The organism is Halorubrum sp. SD626R (assembly GCF_001261915.1).
GTDB lineage: Archaea > Halobacteriota > Halobacteria > Halobacteriales > Haloferacaceae > Halorubrum.
Genome location: NZ_CVRT01000117.1, coordinates 43,706 through 66,908, shown reverse-complemented (window position 1 = coordinate 66,908; position 23,203 = coordinate 43,706). Strand labels below are relative to the sequence as shown.

Annotated in this window: 22 protein-coding genes and 1 pseudogene; 6 read left to right on the top strand and 17 right to left on the bottom strand. The window is 71.4% G+C overall.

What is annotated here, in order from left to right; translation table 11 throughout:
- Positions 1 to 13 precede the first annotated feature (13 nt).
- Positions 14 to 1,297, bottom strand: coding sequence for an ABC transporter substrate-binding protein (locus SD626R_RS12280; protein ID WP_092566639.1), 1,284 nt, complete (start codon positions 1,295 to 1,297; stop codon positions 14 to 16).
- Between the two features lie 148 nt (positions 1,298 to 1,445).
- Here SD626R_RS12280 and SD626R_RS12275 point away from each other — a divergent pair, with 148 nt between their 5' ends.
- Positions 1,446 to 2,357, top strand: a complete 912-nt coding sequence (locus SD626R_RS12275) for an acetamidase/formamidase family protein (protein WP_092566638.1) — start codon at positions 1,446 to 1,448, stop codon at positions 2,355 to 2,357.
- Between the two features lie 422 nt (positions 2,358 to 2,779).
- Here SD626R_RS12275 and SD626R_RS12270 read toward each other — a convergent pair whose 3' ends face one another.
- Genes SD626R_RS12270 through cbiT form a run of 10 tightly spaced genes read right to left on the bottom strand, consistent with a single transcriptional unit; the run spans position 2,780 to position 10,694 of the window.
- The gene (locus SD626R_RS12270) at positions 2,780 to 3,157 is read right to left on the bottom strand and encodes a DUF3209 family protein (RefSeq protein ID WP_092566637.1); all 378 of its coding nucleotides are present in this window, start codon (positions 3,155 to 3,157) and stop codon (positions 2,780 to 2,782) included.
- Positions 3,158 to 3,178: 21 nt separating this feature from the next.
- The gene (locus SD626R_RS12265; RefSeq protein ID WP_092566636.1) at positions 3,179 to 4,396 is read right to left on the bottom strand and encodes a CbiX/SirB N-terminal domain-containing protein; all 1,218 of its coding nucleotides are present in this window, start codon (positions 4,394 to 4,396) and stop codon (positions 3,179 to 3,181) included.
- Positions 4,393 to 5,130, bottom strand: coding sequence for a cobalamin biosynthesis protein (locus tag SD626R_RS12260; protein WP_092566635.1), 738 nt, complete (start codon positions 5,128 to 5,130; stop codon positions 4,393 to 4,395). Before SD626R_RS12260 ends, SD626R_RS12265 begins: the two co-directional genes overlap by 4 nt.
- Positions 5,127 to 5,426: a ferredoxin gene (locus SD626R_RS12255; protein ID WP_092566634.1), complete on the bottom strand. Its 300-nt coding sequence runs from the start codon at positions 5,424 to 5,426 to the stop codon at positions 5,127 to 5,129. The genes SD626R_RS12260 and SD626R_RS12255 overlap by 4 nt, the downstream gene beginning before the upstream one ends.
- Positions 5,416 to 6,444 (bottom strand): precorrin-3B C(17)-methyltransferase, encoded by a 1,029-nt coding sequence (gene cobJ / locus SD626R_RS12250; protein WP_176697325.1) that lies wholly within the window; start codon positions 6,442 to 6,444, stop codon positions 5,416 to 5,418. The genes SD626R_RS12255 and cobJ overlap by 11 nt, the downstream gene beginning before the upstream one ends.
- Positions 6,445 to 6,446: 2 nt before the next feature.
- Complete coding sequence (locus SD626R_RS12245; RefSeq protein WP_092566632.1) at positions 6,447 to 7,424, bottom strand: precorrin-3B C(17)-methyltransferase; 978 nt, start codon at positions 7,422 to 7,424, stop codon at positions 6,447 to 6,449.
- Between the two features lie 28 nt (positions 7,425 to 7,452).
- On the bottom strand, positions 7,453 to 8,457 hold the full coding sequence (gene cbiG / locus SD626R_RS12240; RefSeq protein WP_092566631.1) for a cobalt-precorrin 5A hydrolase: 1,005 nt from the start codon (positions 8,455 to 8,457) through the stop codon (positions 7,453 to 7,455).
- Entirely contained in the window at positions 8,457 to 9,404 is a 948-nt protein-coding gene (locus SD626R_RS12235; RefSeq protein WP_092566630.1) for a cobalt-precorrin-4/precorrin-4 C(11)-methyltransferase, read from the bottom strand. Before SD626R_RS12235 ends, cbiG begins: the two co-directional genes overlap by 1 nt.
- Complete coding sequence (locus SD626R_RS12230) at positions 9,397 to 10,110, bottom strand: cobalt-factor II C(20)-methyltransferase (RefSeq protein ID WP_092566629.1); 714 nt, start codon at positions 10,108 to 10,110, stop codon at positions 9,397 to 9,399. The genes SD626R_RS12235 and SD626R_RS12230 overlap by 8 nt, the downstream gene beginning before the upstream one ends.
- Positions 10,107 to 10,694 carry a precorrin-6Y C5,15-methyltransferase (decarboxylating) subunit CbiT gene (cbiT, locus tag SD626R_RS12225; protein ID WP_092566628.1) on the bottom strand — a complete coding sequence of 196 codons (588 nt, stop codon included), beginning with the start codon at positions 10,692 to 10,694 and terminating at the stop codon, positions 10,107 to 10,109. Before cbiT ends, SD626R_RS12230 begins: the two co-directional genes overlap by 4 nt.
- Positions 10,695 to 10,845: 151 nt before the next feature.
- On the opposite strand from cbiT, the gene SD626R_RS12220 reads away from it, so the two are divergent.
- Complete coding sequence (locus SD626R_RS12220; protein ID WP_092566627.1) at positions 10,846 to 11,649, top strand: DUF7839 domain-containing protein; 804 nt, start codon at positions 10,846 to 10,848, stop codon at positions 11,647 to 11,649.
- A 123-nt stretch (positions 11,650 to 11,772) separates the two neighbouring features.
- On the opposite strand, the pseudogene SD626R_RS12215 reads toward SD626R_RS12220, so the two are convergent.
- From SD626R_RS12215 to SD626R_RS12200, 4 genes and pseudogenes are all read right to left on the bottom strand, one after another.
- Positions 11,773 to 12,087: pseudogene (locus SD626R_RS12215) on the bottom strand ((2Fe-2S) ferredoxin domain-containing protein); the annotation flags it as partial.
- Positions 12,087 to 12,830, bottom strand: a complete 744-nt coding sequence (locus SD626R_RS12210) for a CbtA family protein (RefSeq protein WP_092566626.1) — start codon at positions 12,828 to 12,830, stop codon at positions 12,087 to 12,089. The gene SD626R_RS12210 and the pseudogene SD626R_RS12215, both read right to left, overlap by 1 nt.
- On the bottom strand, positions 12,830 to 13,018 hold the full coding sequence (locus tag SD626R_RS12205) for a CbtB domain-containing protein (protein WP_092566625.1): 189 nt from the start codon (positions 13,016 to 13,018) through the stop codon (positions 12,830 to 12,832). Before SD626R_RS12205 ends, SD626R_RS12210 begins: the two co-directional genes overlap by 1 nt.
- Positions 13,019 to 13,074: 56 nt before the next feature.
- Positions 13,075 to 15,306, bottom strand: coding sequence for a VWA domain-containing protein (locus SD626R_RS12200; RefSeq protein WP_092566624.1), 2,232 nt, complete (start codon positions 15,304 to 15,306; stop codon positions 13,075 to 13,077).
- A 33-nt stretch (positions 15,307 to 15,339) separates the two neighbouring features.
- On the opposite strand from SD626R_RS12200, the gene cobN reads away from it, so the two are divergent.
- From cobN to SD626R_RS12185, 3 genes are read left to right on the top strand one after another with little or no spacing between them, the layout of a single operon-like run.
- Positions 15,340 to 19,284, top strand: coding sequence for a cobaltochelatase subunit CobN (gene cobN, locus SD626R_RS12195; protein WP_092566623.1), 3,945 nt, complete (start codon positions 15,340 to 15,342; stop codon positions 19,282 to 19,284).
- Positions 19,274 to 19,996: a precorrin-8X methylmutase gene (locus SD626R_RS12190; protein ID WP_092566622.1), complete on the top strand. Its 723-nt coding sequence runs from the start codon at positions 19,274 to 19,276 to the stop codon at positions 19,994 to 19,996. Before cobN ends, SD626R_RS12190 begins: the two co-directional genes overlap by 11 nt.
- Positions 19,993 to 20,775 carry a cobalt-precorrin-7 (C(5))-methyltransferase gene (locus tag SD626R_RS12185; protein ID WP_092566621.1) on the top strand — a complete coding sequence of 261 codons (783 nt, stop codon included), beginning with the start codon at positions 19,993 to 19,995 and terminating at the stop codon, positions 20,773 to 20,775. Before SD626R_RS12190 ends, SD626R_RS12185 begins: the two co-directional genes overlap by 4 nt.
- Before the next feature lie 33 nt (positions 20,776 to 20,808).
- Here the strand turns inward: SD626R_RS12185 and SD626R_RS12180 are convergent, their stop codons facing one another.
- Entirely contained in the window at positions 20,809 to 21,558 is a 750-nt protein-coding gene (locus SD626R_RS12180; protein ID WP_092566620.1) for a CbiX/SirB N-terminal domain-containing protein, read from the bottom strand.
- Between the two features lie 214 nt (positions 21,559 to 21,772).
- On the opposite strand from SD626R_RS12180, the gene SD626R_RS17305 reads away from it, so the two are divergent.
- Positions 21,773 to 21,898, top strand: coding sequence for a hypothetical protein (locus SD626R_RS17305; protein WP_255310163.1), 126 nt, complete (start codon positions 21,773 to 21,775; stop codon positions 21,896 to 21,898).
- 85 nt (positions 21,899 to 21,983) lie between these two features.
- On the opposite strand, the gene SD626R_RS12175 is transcribed toward SD626R_RS17305, so the two are convergent.
- Positions 21,984 to 23,072, bottom strand: coding sequence for a sensor histidine kinase (locus SD626R_RS12175; protein WP_092566619.1), 1,089 nt, complete (start codon positions 23,070 to 23,072; stop codon positions 21,984 to 21,986).
- Between the last annotated feature and the right edge of the window lie 131 nt (positions 23,073 to 23,203).

Genomic DNA, 23,203 nt, shown 5'->3' with positions numbered 1-23,203 from the left:
CCGCTGTCGCGGATTAGTTCCCGGGGTTCAGAGCCTGTTCCTGAGAGATATCGACCACGTCGAGGCGGTTGATCCCCGCGTCGGTGTCGGACGCGAACTCCCAGATCTCGTAGGACCCGGACTGCAGGTCGCCGTTCTCGTCGAAGTCAACGGCGCTCGCCGCGCCCTCGTAATGGATCTCTTCGCCGTTCGCGGCCATCTCGACGCCCTCCGCAAGATTATCGATGCTAACGGCGGTTCCGCCGGGATTCGCGACGTTTGCCATCTGCTCGGAGATCGCTGCGCCGTCGTTCTCACCCGCTGCGGCGTTCGCGAGGAGGGTGATGGCGGATGCATCGTACGTCTGGGCGGTGAACGCGATCGCCGAATTCCCGTACTCCTCCTCGTAGGCGGTCGTGAAGCTGTCGTAGTTCGGCCCCGCAGCGGCGGGCATCGTTCCGATGACCGATTCCATTGAGTTGCCGACTTCCTGCGGGAGGGTCGGATCCTTGGCGCCGTCGGTGAGCATTATCGGTCGATCGGTGTCGAACTCAGCGTAGTAGTCGTTGAACAGCTGGACACCGCTTTGGGGGTACGTAATAACGACGAAGAGGTCAGGATCCCCCGAAAGTGCCGTCTGAAGCTTCGAGCTGTACGATGACTGCACCGGATCGTGGACGACTTGCTCCTGGACGGTCCCACCGTATCCCTGTTCGAAGTGGTCGGTGAACCACTGTGAGAGCAGCTGTCCGTAGTCGTCGTTAATATACGTCGTCGCGACGGTTTCGACGTTATCGAGTCGCTCACCGGCGGCCTGTGCCATCGCGAATCCCTGGTACTGATCGCCGGGCGTCGTCCGGAAGAACAGATCGTCGTCCTCGAAGGTGCTTAGCGTCGGGAGCGTGTTCGACGGAGAACACGCCAGCATCCCGTTCGGAACGAACACGCGGTTTCCGATTTCGATGTTTGACGTTGCCGATCCGACCATCATCGGGAAGTCGGAGTTCACCAGCGCGTTCGCACCGTCGATGGCGGCCGGGACCTCCGTCTGGGTGTCTTCCTCCTGCGTTTCGACACTGATTCCGATATCCGCGTCCTGCACCTGCGCCGTTGCCATCATTCCGGCATCTCGCATCGCTGTCCCGAGCGACCCGAGGTCACCGGTTAGCGGGAGCAGGTATCCCTGGTTAATCGTTCGACCTTCAGACCCGGAACCACCGCCACCGCCGCCAGAACATCCTGCAAGAGCGGTTGCGCCAAGACTTCCTGATGCGGCCAGAAACTTCCGTCGCGACACGCTTGTCGGTTCGTCTAGCATGCGATAGCATGCCGAACCCACTATCAATTAAATATACTTGTTGTCTTCTATCAAGAGATATTATTATAATATGTTCTTTTACGTGAATTCGGTGGGAGGGTCGTATCCGGACAGATTTATAAGTGATAGCTTTGAATAAAATCACGGGATGACACGGAGTGTCATATCATACAAAGACGGTCACGTTTACGAGTTCGCCCCTGAGATGGAGCCGTTGTATACGGCCGAAGACGGGGAATCAATCACATTCGAAACTATTGATAGCCTCAACAAGGCCGTCCAGTCAGACGCTGATCTGATGGATGCTATTCCCGAGGAAGTGAACGCGGCGACGGGGCCGGTCGCCGTCGAGGGAGCCACGCCCGGTGATATCCTCAAAGTCGAGATCGAGGACGTGCGAGTCAACGAGGACAAGGGTCGCGTAATTACGGCACCGGGATTCGGGTTACTCCAGGACCACGAGGAGATCGAACACCCGGCGACGCGCGTGACGGAGATAACGAACGACGGCGAATCGCTCTCTTTCAACGATATCGAGGTCCCGGTCGAACCCGTTATCGGCACGATCGGTGTCGCGACGTCCGAGGAAACGATTACGACCCTTACGCCGCACGATCACGGCGGAAACCTCGACACCACGGATATGAGCGCTGGAACGACGGCCTACTTTCCGGTGTTCCAGGAAGGTGCAATGCTAGCGATGGGTGATTCGAAGGCCGCGATGGCAGACGGTGAAATGTGTGGCACCGGTTCCGAGATCGGAACCGACATCGACGTCACCGTCTCGGTGATTTCGGACGCGACTGTTGATCTCGAGCGACCGCTCGTCGACACCGGTGACGCATGGAAGACGATCGCGAGCGCCGAGACGCTGGAAGAGGCCGTCAAAATGGCGAACGAGGATCTGATCAAGTTGCTCGCTGTCGAACACGGATATACGCTGACCGACGCCTACCTCTTTTCGAGTCTCGTCGGTGGCCTCGAGATCAGCCAGGTCGTCGACCCGCTCGTCACCGTGCGTAACTCGATTCCCAACGAATATCTCTCGGATCCGTTGTAAGCCGGTCCGGAAATGGCTCGATGACGGTATGAAGATCTTGTGGACCGAGCACTCGTGAGACACGGCAAGTCGCGAAAATATGTTCCGTGCCCGGAACCGAAGCGACGCGGCACGGCTACCGAATGAGCGACACGATCTGCTGGAACTCGAAGGGAACACGGGACGATCAAGGGGTTTTGCAACGACGCGTTGCGTTCGCGCCGTGGGGGGCTGCGGTCGCCATTACCCGAACTCTTGAAGAGATGTCTGCGAAAGAGAGAATCGCGAGTCCGGAGCGCGTCACCTATCGGCTGAGTTGTCCTGCGCTCTCGGCGAGCAGTCGCGACATCCGTCGTGGCACCTGCAGGGATACGACGGTGTTGACCGCGTCGCGTCCTCGGTACCGCCACGGTCGCTTTCGCGAGGCGGCGCTCCGGACCCGTTCACTCCTCGACGGGGAACACCTCGTGGAGCGTGTGGTGCGAGTCGCCGAGGTCGTCGAGGAGCGACCCGCCGGCGTCGGCGAGTCGGGCCACCGAGCGCTCGGCGTCCCGGACGGCCACGAGGCGGCCGCGGGCGTACCCGTACTCCGGGTCGTCCGCGTCGAGGGCCGCGACCTCCTCCTCTAAGTCGACGAGCGCGGCGTCGAGGTGGCGTCGAAGCTCCGCGAGGGAGTCGGCGGCCGCGAGGGCGGCGATCGGCGTGTCGCCCTCGAGGGCGTCGCCGAGCTCCCCTTCCGCGTGGCGGCGGACGGCGTCGTCCGTGGTTCCGAGGCAGTTCATCAGGCCGAGTCGTAGGGCTTCGATTTCGTCACAGCTCATTGTGATCAGGTGGGTGGTCGCTCACAGCGTCTGGTGAACCAGGTCGCTGACGATTCGGTCCCGCTCGACGGCGGAGACGATCCGGTCGGCGTCCGCGTCGTCGCAGGCCCCGTACCAGACGCCGTCGGGGTACTGCGCGACGATGGGCCCGTCGCCGCACTGGTCGAAGCACGACGATCGGGTCACGTGCACGTCGGCGTCGGCGTCCCGGGCCGCCTGTCGGAGGTTCTCCAAGACCGCGGGCGAACCGCCCGCCGCGCAGGTCTGGTTCGTGCAGACGGCCAGGTGGGTCTCCGGCGCGTCGTGGGCGTGGGGCTCGTCGGCGACGTCGTCGCGGTCCTCGTGCGCCTGCTGGTGGGTCAGCGCGCGGAGCATCGCACGCGCACCGCCCTCGTCCTCCTCGTACCCGTCGAGTTCGACCTTGTACTTGCAGGTGTCACACGACATGTCGACCGAGTCGGTGCGCGCCTCCTGCCACCGGTCGGCGAGGACGTCGAGCAGCCGCGTGTCGGTCCCGAGCGGGTCGCCGGCCGCGGCGTCGACGTACGGGTACTCCGCGTCGAAGTCCGCGGCCCCGTCGCGGATCCGCCCGGTCAACACGCCGTCGCCGAGCATGTACGGCAGCACGACGACCGCGTCCGGCCGGGTCTTCGCGACGTCGTGGAGCACCTCGTCGAGGAGGGGCTCGGTGACGCCGATGAAGCCGGCCTCCACCCGGTCGAACTCGCGGCCCTCGTACAGGAGCCTCGCGAGCTTGTGTACGTCCGCGTTCGAGTCCGGGTCCGAGGAGCCGCGGGCACAGACCACGACTGCGACGTCGTCGGCCTCGCGGTCGACGCCCAGCTCCGCCTCCACGGCCCGCGCCCGGTCGTCGAGGAGGTCGAGTATCGCCGGGTGGATCCCGAGGTGGGCGCCCGCGTGGAACCTGACGTTCGGGTGGTCGCTCCGCGCTCGCTTGACGGCGAGCGGGAGGTCGTTCTTCACGTGGCTGGCCGCGAACAGCGACAGCGGAACCATCGTGATCCGGCCGGAGCCGTGCGCGAGCGTCTCGATCGCCTCGGGGATCGACGGCTCCGCGAGCTCGAGGAACGCGGCGTCGGTCGAGACGCCGATCCGGTCTTCGAGCCCGGCCGCGAGCTCGCGCACCGCCTCGTTCGACTTGTCCCGACGCGAGCCGTGGCCGACGAGCAGCGCGGTCTCGTCGTCGCCGATCCCGACGGCGTCGGCCGCGCGGCTCACGGGTCTGCCCCCGCTGCGTCAGTCGATTCTATCCCCGTCGAGTCGGCCGGCTCGACGAGGGTCCCGACGTCGAGGCCCGCCGCCCGCTCGACGCTGCGGAGCGTCTTGCGGCGGCGGCTCGTCGCGAACAGTCCGGTCTCGCCGGAGCCCTCGTACACCCACTCGGCGAACGCGGCCGTGTCGCCGTCGGCGACGCCGAACCAGTGCCCGCCCGACGAGGACGGCTGCGGCTCGTCGGCGTCGAACCCCGCCGCGTCGAGGAGCGTCCGGATACGCGCTAACAGCCGGGCGTCGTCGTGGACGAACGAGATCCCGACCGCGGCGCTCGACTCGCGGAAGCAGACGACGCCGCACGACTCCAGCAGCCCGCGGAGCAGCTCCCGGCGGTGGTCGCGGAGCGCGTCGAACCGGTAGCCGCCTGGGTCGGAGCCGACCGGCAGGCCGAGCGCCGCCGCGGCGTTCGCGGCCAGCGTCGGGTCGACGACCTGCACGGTGTACTCGTCGGTCCGCCGGGTGACCGCCGTGTCGTGCGCGAAGTCGCGCTCGGCGATCCGGTGGTCCACGGTGCCCCCGCCGGCGATGGCCGACAGGCGGCGGGCCGCGTCCTCGTCGGCGACCTCGATCTCGATACCGTGTTCGGTCACCCGACCCCCGCCCGCGACGTGCCCCCAGAAGTAGGCCGTCTCCGGGTGGCGGGCGAGCATGTCGTCCGGCGTCGACTCGGCGGCGCTCATGACTCTCCTCCGCGTTCCTCGACGGCGATCGCGTCGAGCGGGCACGCCGCCGCGGCCGTCCGCGCCTCGTCGATACGCCCGTCCGAGAACGTCGCCGCGACCTCGTCGGCGGTCCGCTCGACCGGTCCCGCCGCCTCGGCGGGGTCGAACCCGACGAGCCCCCCGTCGGCCTCGACGAACCGGTCGTCGCGGACGAGACAGGCGAAGACGCCGTCGCAGGCGTTCAGGTCGACGGCGACGCGGTACGTCACCTCGGCGTTTCCGGTCTCTCCGTCGGCGACCCCGTCAGTAGTCATACTTGCTCTCGTAGCCGCGGGGAGTGATCATCCGGCCGTCCCAGACGTACGTCTCCTCGTTGCCGACGAGCAGCGTCGTCGTCATGTCGATCAGGTCGGTCTCGCCGAGCGACTCCAGCTCGCCGAGCTCGACGATCTCGACGCGCTCGTCGTCGCGTCCGGCGCCGTGGACGACGCCGACGGGCGTGTCGGCCGGTCGGTGTTCGAGGAGGATCTCGCAGGCCGTCTCGAAGTTCTCGCGGCGCTTCCGGCTCCACGGGTTGTAGATCGCGATCGTGAACCCCTCGGCCGCGACCGCGTCGAGCCGCGACTCGATCTCCGCCATCGGGGTGAGGTGGTCCGACAGCGATATCGACACCGAGTCGTTGACGAGCGGCGCGCCGACGCGGGCCGCGCAGGACTGCGCGGCCGGGACGCCGGGGACGACCTCGAAGTCGACCGCCGACGCCGTCGCGCCCTTCGACTCGACGATCTCCAGCGCGAGCCCGCCGAGCGCGTACACGTTCGGGTCGCCGGAGCCGACGATGGCGACGTCGTTGCCCGCGAGCGCGCGGTCGACCGCCTCCTCGGTCCGCGAGACCTCGCCGCACATCGGCGTGTCGTACAGCTCGTCGGCCGCCTCGGTGATCTCGTCCGGGATCAGCTCCATGTAGGTCGTGTAGCCGACGATGTGGTCCGCTTCCAGCAGCCTCGCCCGGGCGCGCCCCGTCATCCCCTCGGGCTGGCCGGGACCGAGCCCGACGGCGACGAGCCGCCCGGGGTCGGCGTCGAAGTCGTCGGCCGTCGACCCGACCTTCTCGTCGGTCGCCGCGGACTTCGAGGCGCCGCAGGCCGACGAGCCGTCGGAGCCGCCGGCGTCGCCGGACCCGCTCGCGCCGCAGGCCGACGACGACCCGCCGGTCGCCTCGGTCGCCGTGCCGCCGTCCGTCGCCGCGTCGGCGTCCGTCGCCGCGTCGGCACCGCTTCCGCCGCAGTTCCCGCTCGATTCGTCCGTCGATCCGCAGGTGGTGTCACTCATTGTCAGAAGTCGTCGACGTCTCGCCCGCCACGCGGGGTGACGAGGAACCGGTCGTAATCGTTCTCCCAGACCTCCGTCTCGTGGGTGCCGACGATCAGGGACGTGCCCATGCCGCCGACCTCGTCGTCGTGTTCGGTCGCCTCGCCCAGCGTCGTCAGCGTGTACGTCTCGTCGTCGAGGTTGCGCCCGGCCTCGCCCCGGCCGGCGTCGTTGACGATCGCCACCGGGGCGTCGTCGGTGCGGTGTTCACGGAGGACCTCGATCGCGCGCTCGTAGTCGCGCCAGCAGTTGTAGAGGACGATCGAGAAATCCGCGACCGCCGCGGCGCGGAGTTTCTCCGCGATCTCCTCCCAGCCGCGCCACTTGTCGGACAGCGAGATCGTACAGAAGTCGTTCGAGAGCGGCGCGCCGACCATCGCCGCGCCGCCGAGCGCGGCCGTCACGCCGGGCACGATCTCGATCGGGACGTCGTCGGCGTCGTCCTCGTCGGCCATCAGGTAGACCAGGTCGGACTTCCCGTACACGTTGGGGTCACCGCCGGAGACGTGCGCCACGTCCTGTCCGGCCCGAACGCGCGCGAACGCCTCGCGGGCGAGCTCGATCTGCTGGCCCATCGACGAGCGCACGATCTCGACGGTCTGGCCGTCCGGGTGGGTGCCGACGTTGCCGGGCGTCCAGTCGGCGTCGACGACATCGGCTGCGCTCCCGGACGGGTCCGCCGCAGCGCCGCCGTCCGGGGCGGTCCCGCCGTCGGCCGCGGCGGCGTCCTCAGTCCGGGACTCGGGCGGGATCGTGCCGTCCCGCCGCAGGAACTCCTGGTAGAGGTTCGACGCGATGACGCAGTCAGCGTGGCGGATCACGTCGCGGGCCCGCTGGGTCATCGCGTGCGGGAGCCCCGGACCGATGCCGACGACGTACAGCGTTCCCAGCTCGTCCGGCGCGTCGTCCGCGCCGCCGGGCGCCGCGCCGTTCCCGGTCATCGGCGCCCCCCCGCGTCGGCGCGCCGGGTCATCGGCCCACCGCCACGGTCACTTCGCTCTCGTGGCTGGTCTTCTCCGCGACGAGCTCGTGGTCGGCGCCGCCGGCGATGGCGCTCGCCTCGGCGACACCCGGCCAGCCGATGAGCGCCTTCGCCTTCGACGGCGTCGGGCCCTCGAACTCCAGCAGGGTCTCCTTGTCGAAGGCGACGACCCCGACGTCGCGCGTCGCGGCCGCGGCAAGGAGGCCCTCCTCCTCGGCCTTCCGCGTCGCGGTGGCGACGAACTCGACGTCGGTCCAGTCGCGGTCGAGCTCGTCGAGCGCGCGGTCCCAGGCCTCCAGGAACCGCTCCTCGTCCGCGCCGGAGACGGAGCCCGTGCCGAGCACGACGCCGTCGTCGACGTTGCGTTTGAGCACCGTCACGTCGTCGTCGACCAGCACCGCCCGCGGCCCGTCGAGCCGCTCGATCGGGCCGAGCTCGTCGTCGAGGACGGCGAGGTTCGTCGCGACCGTGGAGTCGCCGTTGACGACGTGGGCGGACAGCGCCTTCGCCCGCTTCTCGACGCCCTGCTTGTCGGCCGCCTCCGAGGCGGTGGTCATCGCCGGGACGGCCCCGAGCGTCGCGAGGTCGTCGGCCACCTGGTTGGCGCCGTGGTGGCCGCCCGTGATCGGGATCGCCCACGTGAGCTCCTCGTCGACGACGACGATCGCGGGGTCGTCCCACTTGTCGTCGAGCAGCGGCGCGGTCTTCCGCATCGCGATCCCCGAGGCCATCAGCCCGACGAAGCAGTCGTACTCGCCCCAGTGCTCGGCGAACACGTCGCCGTGGTACTCGATCACGTCGATCGACTCGTAGCGGTCGCCGATCCCCTCGACGATCTCGTCGGCGGTGTCGAGCTTCCGCTCGAAGCTGATTATCGCGATCTCCTCGGCCGTCTCGCCGTCCGAGTCCGCCGTCGAACAGTGGCCGCCACCGGAATCGTCCGTCGAATCGGTACCACTCGCGTTCGTTCCGTCGTCGCTGTCGGTGCTCATCAGTCGTCGGCCTCCGTTTCGGTCGTCTCCGCGCCGGTCGTTTCCGCGCCGTCTCCGGCGCCGTTCGATCCGTCGCCCGCCGCGTCCGCGCTCCCGCCGTTCGCCCAGTCGCCGTAGAGGTACGAGCGCTCGTAGCCGGCGCCCGTCGCGGCCTCGCCGATGAGGACCATCGCGGACGCGCGGTACCCCGCGTCCTCCACCTTCTCGCCGATGTCGGCGATCGTGCCGGTGATCACGTCCTCGTCGTCCCACGAGGCGTGGTAGACGACCGCGACCGGCGTCTCTGGGTCGACGCCCTCCCGGTCGAGCAGGCGGTCCATCGCGTCGCTCACCGCGTGGGTGCCGAGGTAGATGCAGGTCGTCACGTCGCCCATCTCGACGAACTCGCCGATGTGGTCGTCCGCGGCGTCGAGCGTCTTCCCCCGCGGGCGGGTGAACGCGACGTGGTTCGCGACGCCGTTCAGCGTGAGCTGGGTGCGCAGCGTCGCCGCCGCCGCGAACGACGACGTGACGCCGGGGACGACGTACGCCGGGACGCCCTCGCGTTCGAGCGCGTCGATCTGTTCGAGGGCGGCGCCGTACACCGCGGGGTCGCCGCTGTGGAGCCGGACGACCGTGCGCCCTTCCTCGTGGGCGTCCCGCATCAGCGGGATCAGCTCTTCGAGGTCCTTGCCGACCGAGTTCACCAGCTCCGCGTCCGCGCAGTGCTCCTCCAAGAGCGCGCTGGAGACCAGCGAGCCGGCGTGGACGACGAGGTCGGCCTCGTCGACCAGCTCCTTGCCGCGCAGGGTGAGCAGTCCGGGGTCGCCCGGGCCGGCGCCGATAAAGGGGATCCCCTCCTGCTCCTCGCCGGCGGTGTACTCGCGGACCCGGGGGTCGAGCCCCTCTTCCGGCCGGTCGCCGGCGCCGGCGACCGAAGCACCGGAGTCGGTCGACTCGTCAGTCATCGGCGACCTCCGCCTCCGCGTCGACCGCGAACTCGTCCGTCGCGCTCGACGTTTCGAGGCCGCGGCGCTCGGCGTACGCGAGCGTGTAGTAGTCGCGGTCCGCGACCGCGTCGGCGTCGGCGGTGACGGTCGTCTCGTCCGCCCCCATGAACAGCCGCCGCCCGAACCGCACGTCGTAGCCCGCCTCGTCGAGCTTCCGAGCCGTCTCCGGGGCGTCCGTCACCTTGAACAGGACCATCCTGTCCGGGCCGGTCGGCGCGCTCCCGCCGGCGGCCTCGCGGAGCGCGAGCCCGGCGCCGGCCTCGACCTCGACGTCGAGGGGGGTCGCGAACGCCGTCATCGCGCTGATTCCGGGGACGATCTCCACGTCCACGTCAGGGTGGAACGCGTCGAGCGTCCGCCTGAGGTGGCCGAACGTGGAGTAGACGTTCGGGTCGCCGAGGGTGACGAAGGCGACGTCGCCGGCGCGCGCTTCGGGAGCGATCTCGGCCGCGGCCGCCTTCCACGCCTCGCGGAGCCGCTCCTCGTCGCTCGTCATCGGGAAGTCGAGGTCGCCGATCCGCTCGTCCGGGACGTGCTCGGTCGCGACCCGCCGCGAGAGCCGCCCGGGAGAGTACACCACGTCGACCGAATCGAGGGTCTCCCTCCCGCGGACGGAGATCAAGTCCGGATCGCCCGGCCCGAGCCCGACGCCGTAGAGGGTCATGCGTCGCCTCCCGACCCCTCGTCGGGCGCCGACCCGTCGCCGGCCCCGGGCTCGCCGACGAGCATGTACACCGGGTTGTCGGCGTCGAAGCTCGTCGCGCCCGCGAGGTCGTACCCGGTCGCCATCTGGAGGCACAGGACCTCGTCGAGCACGTCGCGGTCGCGGAAGGCCCGGGCGGCCTCCCCGGCGACCTCCAACCGAGAGACGTTCATCACGATCCGGTCGTAGCCGGCCGCGAGCGCCTCGTCGAGGACGCGCTCGTAGTTCCGGGAGCCGCCGAGGAACAGCACGTCGCCGTCGGTCGGGAGCCGCTCCGGCGCCTCGGCGTTCACGAGCCGCACCTCCGCGCCGTGCTCGTTCGCGTCGAGGTTCGCCCGGGTGGTTTCGAGCCGGTTCGCCTTCCGTTCGAGCGCCGTCACCCGCCCCGCGCGGCGGGCGGCCTCGATCGTTACCGCGCCGGTACAGGAGCCGACCTCGACGAAGTGATCGTCGGGACCGAGCGCGAGCTTGCGCGCCAGCACCGCCCGGACCTCGGGCTTGGTCGGGCCGGCCTTCGCGTCGTTCGGGAGTCGTGTCGCCTGCATTCTCGATATACAAGCGTGCCGCACCACAAAACAATTTTGGTTGTATTAAGAAAACTCTACTTTACAGAGGGTACGCTGAGAGCCCCGTTCAGCCCGACTTCTCCGGAAAATAGACAACAAGACTTTATTTATGGCAGCAGAAGGAACAACGATGGCTGACTCAGCGGACGGGGGCTCGCCGGACGTCTTGGAGAACAAGCGGAGCGCGACGCGGTATCAGGTGCTCGTCGAGATCGCGGCTCGCCAGCCGGCCGTGAGCCAGGGCGAGATCGCGGAGACGATCGGCGTGACCTCGCAGGCGGTCAGCGACTACGTCCGGGACCTCGTCGAGTCGGGGTACGTGGAGAAGGGCGGCCGCGGCCGGTACGAGGTGACGAAGGAAGGGGTCGACTGGCTCATCTCTCGGACCGACGACCTGGAGACGTACCTCGAACGCGTCAACTCCGACGTCCTCGGCAGCGTCGAGGTCGACGCCGCGATCGCGCTCGACGACGTGGCCGAGGGGAGCGAGGTCGGGCTGGTGATGCGCGACGGCGTCCTCCACGCCAACCCCGCCGGCGGGACCGCGACCGCGGTCACGGTCACGAGCGCGGAACGCGGCGCGGCCGTCGGCGTCGCCGACTTCGAGGGCGTCGTCGACTACGAGACCGGGACCGTCACCGTGCTCCCCGTCCCCACCGTCACCGACGAGGCCCCGCCCGACCCGGCGGTGATCGCGACGCACACCCCCGACGACGGGCTCGTCGCGGTCGCCGGGACGGAGGCGTACGCGCTCGTCTCCCGGAGCGACACGTCCTCCGACATCCGGTTCGGGACCGCCGAGGCCGTCGCCGAGGCGGGGACGCTCGGCCTCGACGTGCTGCTGGTGGCCGTGACCGACGAGATCCCGCGACACACCTCGAAGCTCCGCGACGGGAACGTGCCGCACCAGGTCCTCGACTCGGACGCGTTCTAGGAGAGACCGGGCGGCTCAGCCGATCGTCGCCGGGTCGGTGGCGTCGCCGTCGGCGGCGGTGCCGTCGTCCGGGACCGTCTCTTCTGCGGCGGCGTTCTCCGTGTCCTCGTCGTCCGCGTCACCGTCGTCCGCGCCGGACTTGAACAGTTCCGCCATGAGGGCCGGGACGTCGTCCGGCGTCACTTCCGCGAACCACTCGTCGCGCGGGTGGACGACGACGGCGGCGCCCGCCTCGCTGCACAGCCCGAGACAGGAGGTCTCCGCGACGGCAATCTCCGACCAGTAGCGGTCCCGCTCGCGGAGCCAGTCGCGGACCGCGTCGGCGACGGCGACGCCGTCGGCGGCGGCGCAGGCGGCGTGCTCGGCGCGCTCGTTCGTGCAGACCAGCACGGTCGCGGCGAGGCCGCGCTCGCGCATCCGCTCGGTCCGGCGCTCCATCAGTCGGTCCCCGTCGGGGTCGCCGCCGGCGAGTCCGCGGCGGGCCGGTCGCCGTCCCGCTCGAACCGGCGGAAGCCGACGGCGATCAGCGCCCAGAGCCCGGCCTGCGAGAGGGCGACGAGCCACCGGAAGGCGACCGCCAGTTCGGCGGGCGCCTCCCCGCCGGCCAGCGTCGGCGGCGCGAGCGCCGAGAGCAGCGCGAGCGCGACCAGCGGGAGGGCGGCGGCGACCGCGCCGGCGCGTCGGCCGCGGGCGGCGCTCGCGCGGTCGTACGCGAGCACGCTCGTCGCCGCGACCAGCGCGCCGACCCCGATCAGCCCGAGGTACAGCGGGACGCGGACGCCCGGGCCGTACAGCTGCTCCATGCCCGGGACGACGGGCGGGAGGACGGTCCACGGCGCGACCGAGACGGCGAGGAAGCCGGCCCCGGCGAGGACGTACGCCTTCGCCTCGCCGCCGGGCAGCGCGGGCTCGAACAGGTAGTACGCGGCGCCGAACGCCGCGCCGAGGAGGACCCCCCACAGGACGCCGCCGCCGGCGCTGACGAGCGCCGTCGTCGCCTCGCTCACCGCGTGAGCGGCCTCCTGCGCGTGGCCGTGGCCGCCGTGCCCGTGACCGGCCTCGTGGGACGCGGCGTGCTCCAGGTAGCCGACGGCGGGCGAGAGCACCAGCCACGTGAACAGCCCGTACGCCGCTCCGGCGACGGCCCCGGCCGCGATCCCGCGTCGGATGCGGTCGATCATCAGTGGCAGGTGATCCCCGCACCGTGCCGGAAGTCGTGGAGCGCCTCGTGGGCCATGGGTTCCTGCATGAACAGGAGGGCGAAGCCCAGCGCCGCGACGAGCGCGGCCGCGGTGAGCGCGGTGAGCGGGTCGATCTGTGCGCCGGCCGCGGCGAACCGGTCGGCGACGGTGTCGGTGTGCGTCGACATAAATCCGAGTTGGAAAAGGTAAAGTTAGATTGTAAAACTTTCGCTACGCGGAAAACTCAGTGGTCTCCGAGCACGGACTCCGGCGAGAGCGCGGCGAGGTCGGTCCGCCTCGCGCCCGTCGCCTCGCAGACGACGTCGAGGACGCCCGCCCGCGGCTCGCCCGCGTCGACGACGAGGACGGACGCGTCCGTCGCCGCGAGCCGGTCCGCCGCTCGGCGGGTCGCCGCCGTCGGGCTGCCGTCCGTGACGTTCGCGCGGCCGTCGGAGACGAGCACGACCGTCGCCGCGGCCGGGTCCTCGCGCTCGACGAGCGCCGCCGCCGTGCGGAGCCCGTCCGGGAGCGGCGTCCGGTCCGCCGTCGGGAGCTCCTTCAGCTGGCGCGCGGCCAGCGACACGCTCGCCGTCGGCGGGAGGAGGACCTCGGCCTCGTCGCCGCCGAACGAGACCAGCGCCACCTCGTCCCGCTCGGCGTACGCGTCGCGCAGCAGCTCCAGCGCCACGCCCTTCGCGGCGCGCATCGCCGGGGCCATCGACGCGCTGGCGTCGGCGACGAACACCGTGAGCGCGCGGGCGTCGTCGTCGCGGACCGCCCGCCGGAGGTCGGTGTCGGTGGGGGTCGTCCGGCCGTTCCGCGCCGCCGCCCGGACGGTCGCGGCCGGGTCCGCGGCGTCGCTCCCGTCCGCGCGCTCCGTCCGGACCGTCGGCCCGCGGCCCTCCGCGGCGGGCGCCGCCGCGTGCCTGCCGCCCGTCTCGTCGCCCGCGTCCGCCTCGTCGCCGCCGTCGCCGGGCGCCGGGACATCCGGTGCCGTCGCGTCGCCGATTTCCGCCCGAGCCGCGCCGGGCGCGATCGGCGCGGGCGCCTCGTCGTCGGCACCGGGCGCCTCCTCGTCCGCCCCGTCGTCGCGGTCCGCGGCCGTCGCGCCGCCCGGCGACCGGTCGGGGTCATCCGGATCGCCCGCGTCGCCGTCCCGCGGTCCGGAATCGCGGGAGGCGTCGGCCGGAGGGCGATCGGCCCCGTCGCTCTCGTCCCCGTCGCCGTCGGCTCCGTCGCGCTCCCGGTCGCTCCCGTCGCCGTCCCCGGACGCTCCCCCCTCGCCCGCGTCCTTCTCGTCGCCGTCGAAGCCGGCCTCGCCTCCGTCGCTCCCGGCCCCGTCGTTCTCGTCCGCGTCGGCGCCCTCGGAAGCCGGCTCCTCGCCGTCGGACTCCGGCTCGGCGTCGCCCTCGGCGGCGTCGTCGAAGTGCTCGTCCACGATCGCCTCGGGGTCGGTCGCCTCGTCGAAGGGGGCCGACCGCAGGCGGTGCGCCAGCGCGTGCTCGGCGGCGGCCGCCACGTCCGATTCGAGGAGCTTCGGGCGCCCGTCGAGGGCGGCGAACGCCCGGGCGGCCCGCGCGACGGCGAAGTCGGCGCGGTGGCCGTCGACGCCCGCGTCGCGGCAGCACTCGGCGATGTCTCGCTTGAACGCCTCGGGGATCGCGGGGCGGCGCTCGCGCGCCTCCCGGACCCGCTCCCGGAGCGCCGCCGTCTCCTCGGCGAACTCCGCGCGGAGGTCCCGATCGCCGTCGTCGGCGCCGTCGACGACGCGGTCCAGGATCTCGACGCGCTCGTCGATCTCGTCGCTGCCCGCGACGTCGACGCAGAGGTCGAAGCGGTCGCGCAGTTGGGGGCGGAGCTCGCCCTCCTCCGGGTTCATCGTCCCGACGAGGGTGAAGTCGGCGGGGTGCGCGACGCTGACGCCGTCGCGCTCGACGCGGTTCGTGCCGGCCGCGGCGGCGTCGAGTAGCACGTCGACGAGGTGGTCCGGGAGCAGGTTCACCTCGTCGACGTAGAGGATCCCGCGGTTGGCGCGGGCGAGGAGCCCGGGGTCGAACTCGGCCTCGCCGTCGAGCGCGTCGGCGACGGAGAGCGTCCCGACCACGCGGTCGCGGGTCGCGCCGAGCGGGAGCGTCACGAGCGGGGCCGGCCGCGTCTCTACCGGGGGGTCGTCGCGATCGCGACACGACTCGCACCGCTCCGCGGCGGCGGCGGCCCCTCCCGTCTCCCCCGCTGCCTCGACCGTCTCCGGCGGCGGGCAGCCGTACGGGCAGTCGGCGACGACCGCCTGCTCGGGCAGCAGGTCCGCGAGCGCCCTGACGGACGTCGACTTGGCGGTCCCCTTCTCGCCCCTGAGCAGGGCGCCGCTCAGGCCCGGTTCGACCGCCAGCGCGAGGAGGACCCGCTTGAGGTCGGACTGGCCGACGACCGCGGGTAGGGGGGTGGAAACTTTTTTGTTTGTCCCCAAATCAACCATACTTGTGTTACTACAGAGGAGGTTTAATAATTTGTGACAACGATCGGCCTCTACACGGCGACGGAGAACGAGCTCGGAGCGGTCCAGACCGCCGCGGGGAACCTCGCCGAGATCGACCTCGTCGTCCGGTCCGACGGCGACCTCGGAGAGCAGCGCGACGTGGCCTCGTTCGTCGACGAGCTCGGGGACGCGGAAGCGGTCGTCCTCTGGCTCCACGGGGGGAAAGACAGCATGCCGGGGTACGAGTTCGCGGTCGACGAGCTCCGGGACGCCGGCGTCCCCCTCGTCGTGAAGGCGACCGGCGACGCCTTCGCGTCGGAGGACACCACGGTCGCGTCGGGCGACCGGGAGGCGGTCTCCGAGTACCTCGACCGCGGCGGCGTGGTCAACATCGCGAACGGGATGCGGTTCCTCGCGCGGGAGTACGGCGACGGCGCGGTCGCGGGCGACATCGACGACCCGATCGAGCTGCCGACCGAGGGCGTCTACCACCCCGATCACCCCGGCGCGGGGTACGACGAGTTAGTCGAGACCTTCGACGCGGACGCGCCGACGGTCGGCGTCTGGTTCTACGAGTCGCACTGGACCCACGAGAACGTCCGGTACGTCGACGCGCAGGTCCGGCGGCTGGAGGCGCTCGGCGCGAACGCGCTGCCCGTGTTCTGTAACCCCGTCAGCGACGAGCCGGGACAGGAGGACGCGGAGTGGACGGTCGAGCGCTACTTCACCGACGACCGGGGCGAGCCGGTCGTCGACGCCGTCCTCTCGTCGTTCATGTTCTCGCTGTCGATGAGCGAGCGCGGCCGCGACGCCGACGACGAGGGCGCCGACGCCGAGGAAGCCTTCCTCGACGAGCTCGGCGTGCCGGTGATCCAGACCGTGACGACGATGCGGTCGCGCTCCCGGTACGAATCGAGCGACACCGGCGTGATGGGGTTCGAACTCGCGCTCTCGGTCGCGCTCCCGGAGTTCGACGGCAACGTGATCACGCACCCGATCTCGGGGAAGGAGCGCACCGACGACGCCGCGGGCATCGGCTCGGCGCCGAAACAGCACTTCCCCATCGAGGACCGCGTCGACCACGCCGCGCGGCTGGCGGTCAACTGGGCCGAGCTCCGGCACACGCCGAACGAGGAGAAGAACGTCGCCGTCGTCCTCCACAACTACCCGCCGAGCGATGACGGGATCGGGACCGCGTTCGGCCTCGACTCCCCGGAGTCGACGGTCAACCTGCTCGACGAGCTCGACGCTCGCGGGTACGACCTCGGTTCGGAGACCGGCGGCGACGCGGGCTCCGGCGGTTCGGGAGCCGGCCCGACGGGCGCCGGCCCGATCGCCGACGGCGCGGAGCTCATCGACGCGCTGACGAGCCAGCTCACCCTCGACGACCGGTGGGTCGCGCCGGGCGACGTGCGCGACCGCAGCGTCGACACCGTGTCGCCGGCGCGGTACGCCGAGTGGTTCGACGCGAAGGGCGACCGGTTCCGCGACGGCGTGCTCGACGAGTGGGGCGACCCGCCCGACAGACCGTTCGCGATACCGGGCGTCGAGTTCGGCAACGTCCTCGTCACGGTCCAGCCCCCGCGCGGGTTCGGGATGGACCCGGAGAAGGTGTACCACGACTCCGACCTCTGGCCGCCGCACGACTACGTCGCCTTCTACGGGTGGCTCCGGAACGCGTTCGACGCCGACGCCGTCGTCCACCTCGGCACCCACGGCTCGCTGGAGTGGCTGCCGGGCAAGACGGTCGGGCTCGGCTCCGGCTCGGCGCCGGACGGCCTGATCGACGACCTGCCGAACGTCTACCCCTACATCGTCAACAACCCCGGCGAGGGGACCCAGGCGAAGCGCCGCTCGTACGCCGCCGTCGTCGACTACCTCACGCCGGTGATGCGCCGCGCCGGGGCCTACGACGAGCTGGCCGAGCTGGAGGACCTCGCGCGGCGGTACCGCGAGGCCGGCGGCACCGAGGTCCGCACCGACGAGGGCGCGCGGCTCGGCGAGCTCATCCGCGAGACGGTCGACGAGCTCGACCTCGCCGTCGAGCTCGGGATCGGCGGCGAGGTGGACGAGAAGGCCGACGTCCGCGGCCCCGACGAGGCCGGGACGACGCTCGCGGAGGGGGCAATCGAGGGCGACGAGCTCTCGACCGAGGACCTCGTCGAGCGGATCCACGCGTACCTGACAGACGTGAAGAACACCCAGATCCGACTGGGCCTCCACACGATGGGCGAGCCGCCGGTCGACGACCGCCTCGTGGAGTACCTCGTCGCGCTCACCCGGCTGGAGAACCCGGGCGGCCCGAGCCTCCGCGAGTCGGTCGCCGGGGTGCTCGGCGTCGACTACGACCGGATGCTCGACGCGCCGGGCGAGTACGACGAGACGCTGGGGATGACCTACGGCGAGGCCGCCGACGAGGTGTACGAGACGAGCAGGGAGCTCGTCCGGACGCTGGCCGCCCACGGCTTCGACGTGCCCGAGTCCGAGTCCGACGCCGGGCCGGGCGACGAGACGACGATCAACCTGCTCGTCGTCGACGTCGACCCGCTCGGCGACGCCCGCGTCCGCGGGGGCGCCCACGACGACCTGCGTGACGCGCTGCGGTTCGTCTCCGAGGAGGCGGCCCCGCGCGTCCGCGGCGCCGAGGCGGAGATCCCGCGCACGGCCGACGCGCTGGCCGGGGAGTACGTCCCGCCGGGCGGCTCCGGCGCGCCCACCCGCGGGGGCGTCGACCTGCTCCCGACCGGGCGGAACTTCTACACCCTCGACCCGCGGAAGGTGCCCGCCAAGGCGGCGTGGGAGGTCGGGAGCGAGATCGCCGCCGACACGCTGGCCCGCCACCGCGACGAGCAGGGCGAGTACCCCGAGGAGATCGGCGTCGTCGCGTGGGGGACGCCGACCGTCCGGACCCGCGGCGAGACGATCGCGCAGGTGCTCGCGACGATGGGCGTCGAACCGGTCTGGACCGACGCGGGGCGGATCGACGACGTGGAGCCGATCCCGCTCGACGAGCTGGACCGCCCCCGCGTCGACGCCACGACCCGCGTCTCCGGGCTGTTCCGGGACGCGTTCCCGCAGGCCGCGAGCGTGATCCACGACGCGGTCGACGCGGTGGTCGACCTCGACGAGCCCCACGAGATGAACTACGTCAAGAAACACGTCGAGGAGGAGGCCGAGGAGCTGGCCGCAGACGGCCACGACGACCCCGAGGCGGCCGCGAGACACCGCGTGTTCACGACGCGGCCCGGCGGCTACGGCGCGGGGACGAACAAGGCCGTCGACGAGGGGAACTGGGACGACGCCGCGGACCTGGCCGAGGTGTACGTCCAGTGGGGCGGCTACGCGCTCGGCTCCCGCGGCACCGCCTCGGCGGCGCACGACGCGTTCGAGCGCCGGCTCGGGAATGTCGAGGCGACGGTGAAGATCGAGGACACGATGGAGCAGGACGAGTTCGACTCCTCCGACTGGTACGCGTTCCACGGCGGGTTCATCACCGCGGTCACCGAGGTCTCGGGCGCGGAGCCGGCGTCGTACGTCGGCGACTCCTCGGACCCCGACAACGTCGACGTCTACACGAACGAGGAGAAGGTCCGGAAGGCGATGCGGGCGCGCGTCCTCAACCCCGACTGGCTCGACTCGATGGAGGAGCACGGCTACAAGGGCGCCGGCGACCTCTCGAAGACGGTCGACGTGGCGCTCGGCTGGGACGCGACGACCGGCGTCGTCTCCGACCGCCTCTGGCGGGACGTGGCCGAGAAGTACGCGCTCGACGACGACCGGGCCGACTGGATGCGCGACGTCAACCCGTGGGCGCTGGAGTCGATCACGGACACGCTCCTGGAGGCGGTCGAGCGCGGGCTCTGGGACGCGGACGAGGAGACGGTCGACGAGCTGCGGGACCGCAACCTCAGCGTCGACGGCGACATCGAGGAGCGCGCCTCGCGCGACCCGACGGAGGTGACCGCCGATGACGACTGACGGCGGAGCGGAGGGGGGCGGTAACGGGACCGCCGCCTACACCGACCTCGGCGCGACGACCGCGGACGCGATGGAGATCGCCGAGACGAGCATGGACCGCGTCCACGAGCTCGTCCCGCAGGAGACGCCGACCGACCGCCTGCGTGCGAAGGCCGTCCACGCCACCGGCGACCCCGAGTTCGCGCACCTGATGCGGTTCGCGAACGACCCGGTCGCGGCCGGCGCCGAGGCCGTGCTTGACGAGCGGCCGATCGTGACCGACATCACGATGGTGAAGTCGGGGGTGACGGGCCGCGGCCACGACTGCGAGGTCAGGAAGGCGATCGGCAACGGCGCGGAGCTCGCCGCCGAGACCGGGATGACCCGCACCGCGGCGAGCGTGCTCGAACTCGACGAGCGCGGCGTCTACGACGGCGCGATCGCCGTCGTCGGCAACGCGCCGACCGCCGCGCTCGCGCTCGCCGACTGCGTCGAACAGGGGACGCGGCCGGCGGTCGTCGTCGCGACGCCGGTCGGGTTCGTGAAGGCCGCTCAGAGCCGGGAGCGCGTCCGCGAGGTCGCCGCCGCGCACGGCGTCCCGGCGGTGACGAACGTCGGCCGACGCGGGGGGTCGGGAGTGGCGGCCGGCCTCACCAACGAGCTCGTCCACGCCGCCAGCGACGTCCGGAACGGCGAGACGACGCTCGACGCGCTCCGCGAGGAGGAGTCGTGACCGACGCGTACGACCTCGACTCGGGCCCGGACCCGGCAGCGTACGCCGCGGACCGCCCGGAGGCCCCGCGAGGCGGCGACTCGGACGCGACCGTCCACGCGGTCGGTATCGGCCCCGGGAACCCCGAGTACCTCGTGCCGCGGGCCGAGCGCGCGCTCCGGGAGGCGGACGTCGTCGTCGGCTTCGAGACGGTCGTCGACCTCGTCCGCGACCGGACGGACGCCGACTGCCTGACGTGCGGGTACCGCGACGAGGCGGACGCGCTGGCGGCGTTCGCCGACCGGGTCGCCGGCGGGGAGCGCGGGGTGGCGGTCCTGATGGGCGACCCGAACCACTCCGGCTACCAGTTCGTCGGGAAGGTCGAGCGCGCGGTCGACGAGGCGGCGGGCGGCACGGTCGACCTCCGCGTCGTCCCGGGGATCTCCTCGATACAGGTGGCGGCGAGTCGGGCGCGCACGCCGATGGAGGACGCGGCCTTCGTCACGCTCCACAAGAGCGGCGACCTCACCGACGGCCTGGACCGGCTCCGGGACGCGGTCGGGAAGCGACACCTGCTCGTGCTCCCACGTCCTTACGACTGGATGCCGGGGGACATCGCCGCCGACCTGCTCGAACACGGCGGCGACCCGGCGGCGGAAGCGCTCGTCTGCGAGCGGCTCACCCGCGACGACGAGCGGATCACCCGGGCGACGCTCGGCGAGCTCGCCGAGGGCGGGGGCGGCGACGACCCCGACGACTCGCCGTTCTCCGACCTGTCGGTGCTGGTCGTTCGGCGGTAGCGGGACCGAGACGCGACGCCGGGGCGCGGCGCGTCAGTCGCGCCCGCTGCCGTCCGTGGCGACGGGCTCGACGTCGGCGACGAGGTCGGGGCTCGGGGCCGAGACCTCCGCGTTGGCGCGGGCGCGCTCGACGGCGACGGCGATGGCGTCGGTGACGGCGTCGTCCGTCCCGAACGGCTCGGCGTAGTCGATCCCCCCGCGGCCCAGTTCGAGCCGCTCCGGGATCCGGTCCCGGGTCGCCTCGCAGTCGGCGACGAACAGGGGACACGCGACCGCGCTGTCGGCCCGCAGCGTGTAGCGCGCGCACTCGACCGCCGGACTCTGGAGGAGGAACGCCGCGCGGACCTCGTCGAACTCGTCCCGCAGGCGGGCCGCGTGGAAACTCGCCGACGTCCGCGCGTGGTCGTCGCGGCTGTTGCCGAAGGCGACGAGCAGGAGCGAGTCGGCGTCGCTCGCCGCCCTCGCCCGGTCGCGGATCGCGTCCGTCACGGCCGGGCTCTTCCCGATGGGGTCGCAGTACCGGACATCGCCCGAGAGCCGAGCGAGCGCCCTCGGGACGCCTTTCAGCGTCTCGTGGGTGTGCGCGAAACACAGCGGCACCGCGTACGTCCGATCTCCGGTGACGGCCGAGAGCGGCTCCCTGAGCTCCGCCTCCGGCTCCGTCTCGTACGTCGCGGTCGTGACCGCGTCGGCGATGCCGGCGTTCCGCAATCGGTCGGCGTGCCGCTCCGCGACCGATCGGACCTCACTCCGTCCGACGAGGACTACCGTTTCTCGTGACATGAGTACAATTAGTTTTGTTCTACTGCAATCGAGCTTGTTACGGGGATATCGGGCTTCGGGTAAATAGTTTATCCACGGGTCTCGGCGCGAGCCGTCGAGGACCGCCCCGGACCGGCCCGCCTCTCAATCCCCTATTACACTTCCCCGTCTGGAAGCCGATTAGAACTGTTAACACGGAACGTTCATTAGCGCGTGCGAGCCGACTCCACTCGCGATGACGAACGACGACGCCGCGACGACCGAGGAATCGCCGATCGGGACGCGCACCCGGGTCCCGCCGGGAGACGCGACCGAGGAATTGGACGCGCGACCGATCGCGATCGGGACGCGGGCGCCGTGAGGGCGGTCGACCCGCGCGCCGCGATCGCCGCATTTTTTTGATTTTTCGACCGGGAGGACACCGGAGCGCGTTCGCCGCGACTCGGTCAGTCCTCGACGTCGACGCCGGTGACCTCGAACCGGGCGCCGCCGTCGGCGCTCTCGGTGACGTCGACGTCCCAGCCGTGGGCGGCGGCGACCTCCCGAACGATGTTGAGCCCGAAGCCGGTGCCGCCGGTGGCGGTCGTGTAGCCGACCTCGAAGACGCGGTCCCGCTCCGCCTCGGAGATCCCCGGGCCGTCGTCGGCCACGTAGAACCCGGCCGGGAGCGCCTCGGCGCGCGTCGAGGTGTACATCGGCTGGAGCGTACCTACCGTGACGGTGACGCCGTCACCGCCGTGCGCGACCGCGTTGCCGATGAGGTTCTCTATGAGCTGTTTCAGCCGGCTCGGGTCGGCGCGCACGCGGGCGTCGCCCTCGACGACGAGCGTCGCGTCGCCGGTGGCGACGGTGGTCCAGCACGCCTCGACGGTCTCGCGGAGTCCGATCGACTCCAGCTCGCGCGGGGCCTCCCCCTGTTTCGCGAGGGCGAGCAGGTCCGCGATCAGTTCGAGGGTGCGGTCCACCGCGGTCGCCGCGGTGTCGAGGTTGTCGCCCTCGGGGTCGTCCCGGGCCATCGCCAGCCGCCCCTGCGCGACGTTGAGGGGGTTGCGGAGGTCGTGCGACACACCGCTCACGAACCGGTTGAGGCGCTCGCGCTGGCGGTCCGCTTCGGCCGCGGCGCGGTCCGACGCCACCGCGTTACCGATCCGGTGCGCGAGCAACCGGGCCGCCGGGTCGCCCTCGAAGCAGCGAACGACGTCGGTGACGCCCGCCGCGAGCGCCTCCGCGAGAGCCGCCGACGGGTCGGCGACGCGGGCCGCGTCGATCGCGAGGAGGCGCGGGGCGCCGCATCCGTCGGCGCCGTCGACGAGGAACCCGAGCCCGTCGCCGTCGGCGAAGCCGGTCTCGGCGACGACGCAGTCGAACCGGTCGGTCCCGGACAGCGCCGCCGCGTCGTCCCGGTCTCGGACGGTCTCGACGACGAGGCGGTCGTCCCGCCGTTCGAGCGACCGGGCCGCGGGCGTCGACGAGGCGTCGCCGTCGGCGGGGGCCGCGGCGAGGAGGACGCGGATAGGGTCGTCTGATGGACTCATACGCGACGCGTTGCCGGACCGAGAGTCCCACCGTTCATAAAGATTCGTGAGGGCCCGGTCGAACCGGAGCCCATCGCCGGACGGCGACGACCACCCGAAGTAATGCCGCGGGCGGTCGAAGGACCACGCGA

Excerpts from the sequence above, each read along its gene's own strand:
- SD626R_RS12280 (WP_092566639.1), bottom strand. The coding sequence starts at position 1,297 with ATGCTAGACGAACCGACAAGCGTGTCGCGACGGAAGTTTCTGGCCGCA.
- SD626R_RS12275 (WP_092566638.1), top strand. The coding sequence starts at position 1,446 with ATGACACGGAGTGTCATATCATACAAAGACGGTCACGTTTACGAGTTC.
- SD626R_RS12270 (WP_092566637.1), bottom strand. The coding sequence starts at position 3,157 with ATGAGCTGTGACGAAATCGAAGCCCTACGACTCGGCCTGATGAACTGC.
- SD626R_RS12260 (WP_092566635.1), bottom strand. The coding sequence starts at position 5,130 with ATGAGCGCCGCCGAGTCGACGCCGGACGACATGCTCGCCCGCCACCCG.
- SD626R_RS12255 (WP_092566634.1), bottom strand. The coding sequence starts at position 5,426 with ATGACTACTGACGGGGTCGCCGACGGAGAGACCGGAAACGCCGAGGTG.
- cobJ (WP_176697325.1), bottom strand. The coding sequence starts at position 6,444 with ATGAGTGACACCACCTGCGGATCGACGGACGAATCGAGCGGGAACTGC.
- SD626R_RS12245 (WP_092566632.1), bottom strand. The coding sequence starts at position 7,424 with ATGACCGGGAACGGCGCGGCGCCCGGCGGCGCGGACGACGCGCCGGAC.
- cbiG (WP_092566631.1), bottom strand. The coding sequence starts at position 8,457 with ATGAGCACCGACAGCGACGACGGAACGAACGCGAGTGGTACCGATTCG.
- SD626R_RS12235 (WP_092566630.1), bottom strand. The coding sequence starts at position 9,404 with ATGACTGACGAGTCGACCGACTCCGGTGCTTCGGTCGCCGGCGCCGGC.
- SD626R_RS12230 (WP_092566629.1), bottom strand. The coding sequence starts at position 10,110 with ATGACCCTCTACGGCGTCGGGCTCGGGCCGGGCGATCCGGACTTGATC.
- cbiT (WP_092566628.1), bottom strand. The coding sequence starts at position 10,694 with ATGCAGGCGACACGACTCCCGAACGACGCGAAGGCCGGCCCGACCAAG.
- SD626R_RS12220 (WP_092566627.1), top strand. The coding sequence starts at position 10,846 with ATGGCTGACTCAGCGGACGGGGGCTCGCCGGACGTCTTGGAGAACAAG.
- SD626R_RS12210 (WP_092566626.1), bottom strand. The coding sequence starts at position 12,830 with ATGATCGACCGCATCCGACGCGGGATCGCGGCCGGGGCCGTCGCCGGA.
- SD626R_RS12205 (WP_092566625.1), bottom strand. The coding sequence starts at position 13,018 with ATGTCGACGCACACCGACACCGTCGCCGACCGGTTCGCCGCGGCCGGC.
- SD626R_RS12200 (WP_092566624.1), bottom strand. The coding sequence starts at position 15,306 with ATGGTTGATTTGGGGACAAACAAAAAAGTTTCCACCCCCCTACCCGCG.
- SD626R_RS12190 (WP_092566622.1), top strand. The coding sequence starts at position 19,274 with ATGACGACTGACGGCGGAGCGGAGGGGGGCGGTAACGGGACCGCCGCC.
- SD626R_RS12180 (WP_092566620.1), bottom strand. The coding sequence starts at position 21,558 with ATGTCACGAGAAACGGTAGTCCTCGTCGGACGGAGTGAGGTCCGATCG.
- SD626R_RS17305 (WP_255310163.1), top strand. The coding sequence starts at position 21,773 with ATGACGAACGACGACGCCGCGACGACCGAGGAATCGCCGATCGGGACG.
- SD626R_RS12175 (WP_092566619.1), bottom strand. The coding sequence starts at position 23,072 with ATGAGTCCATCAGACGACCCTATCCGCGTCCTCCTCGCCGCGGCCCCC.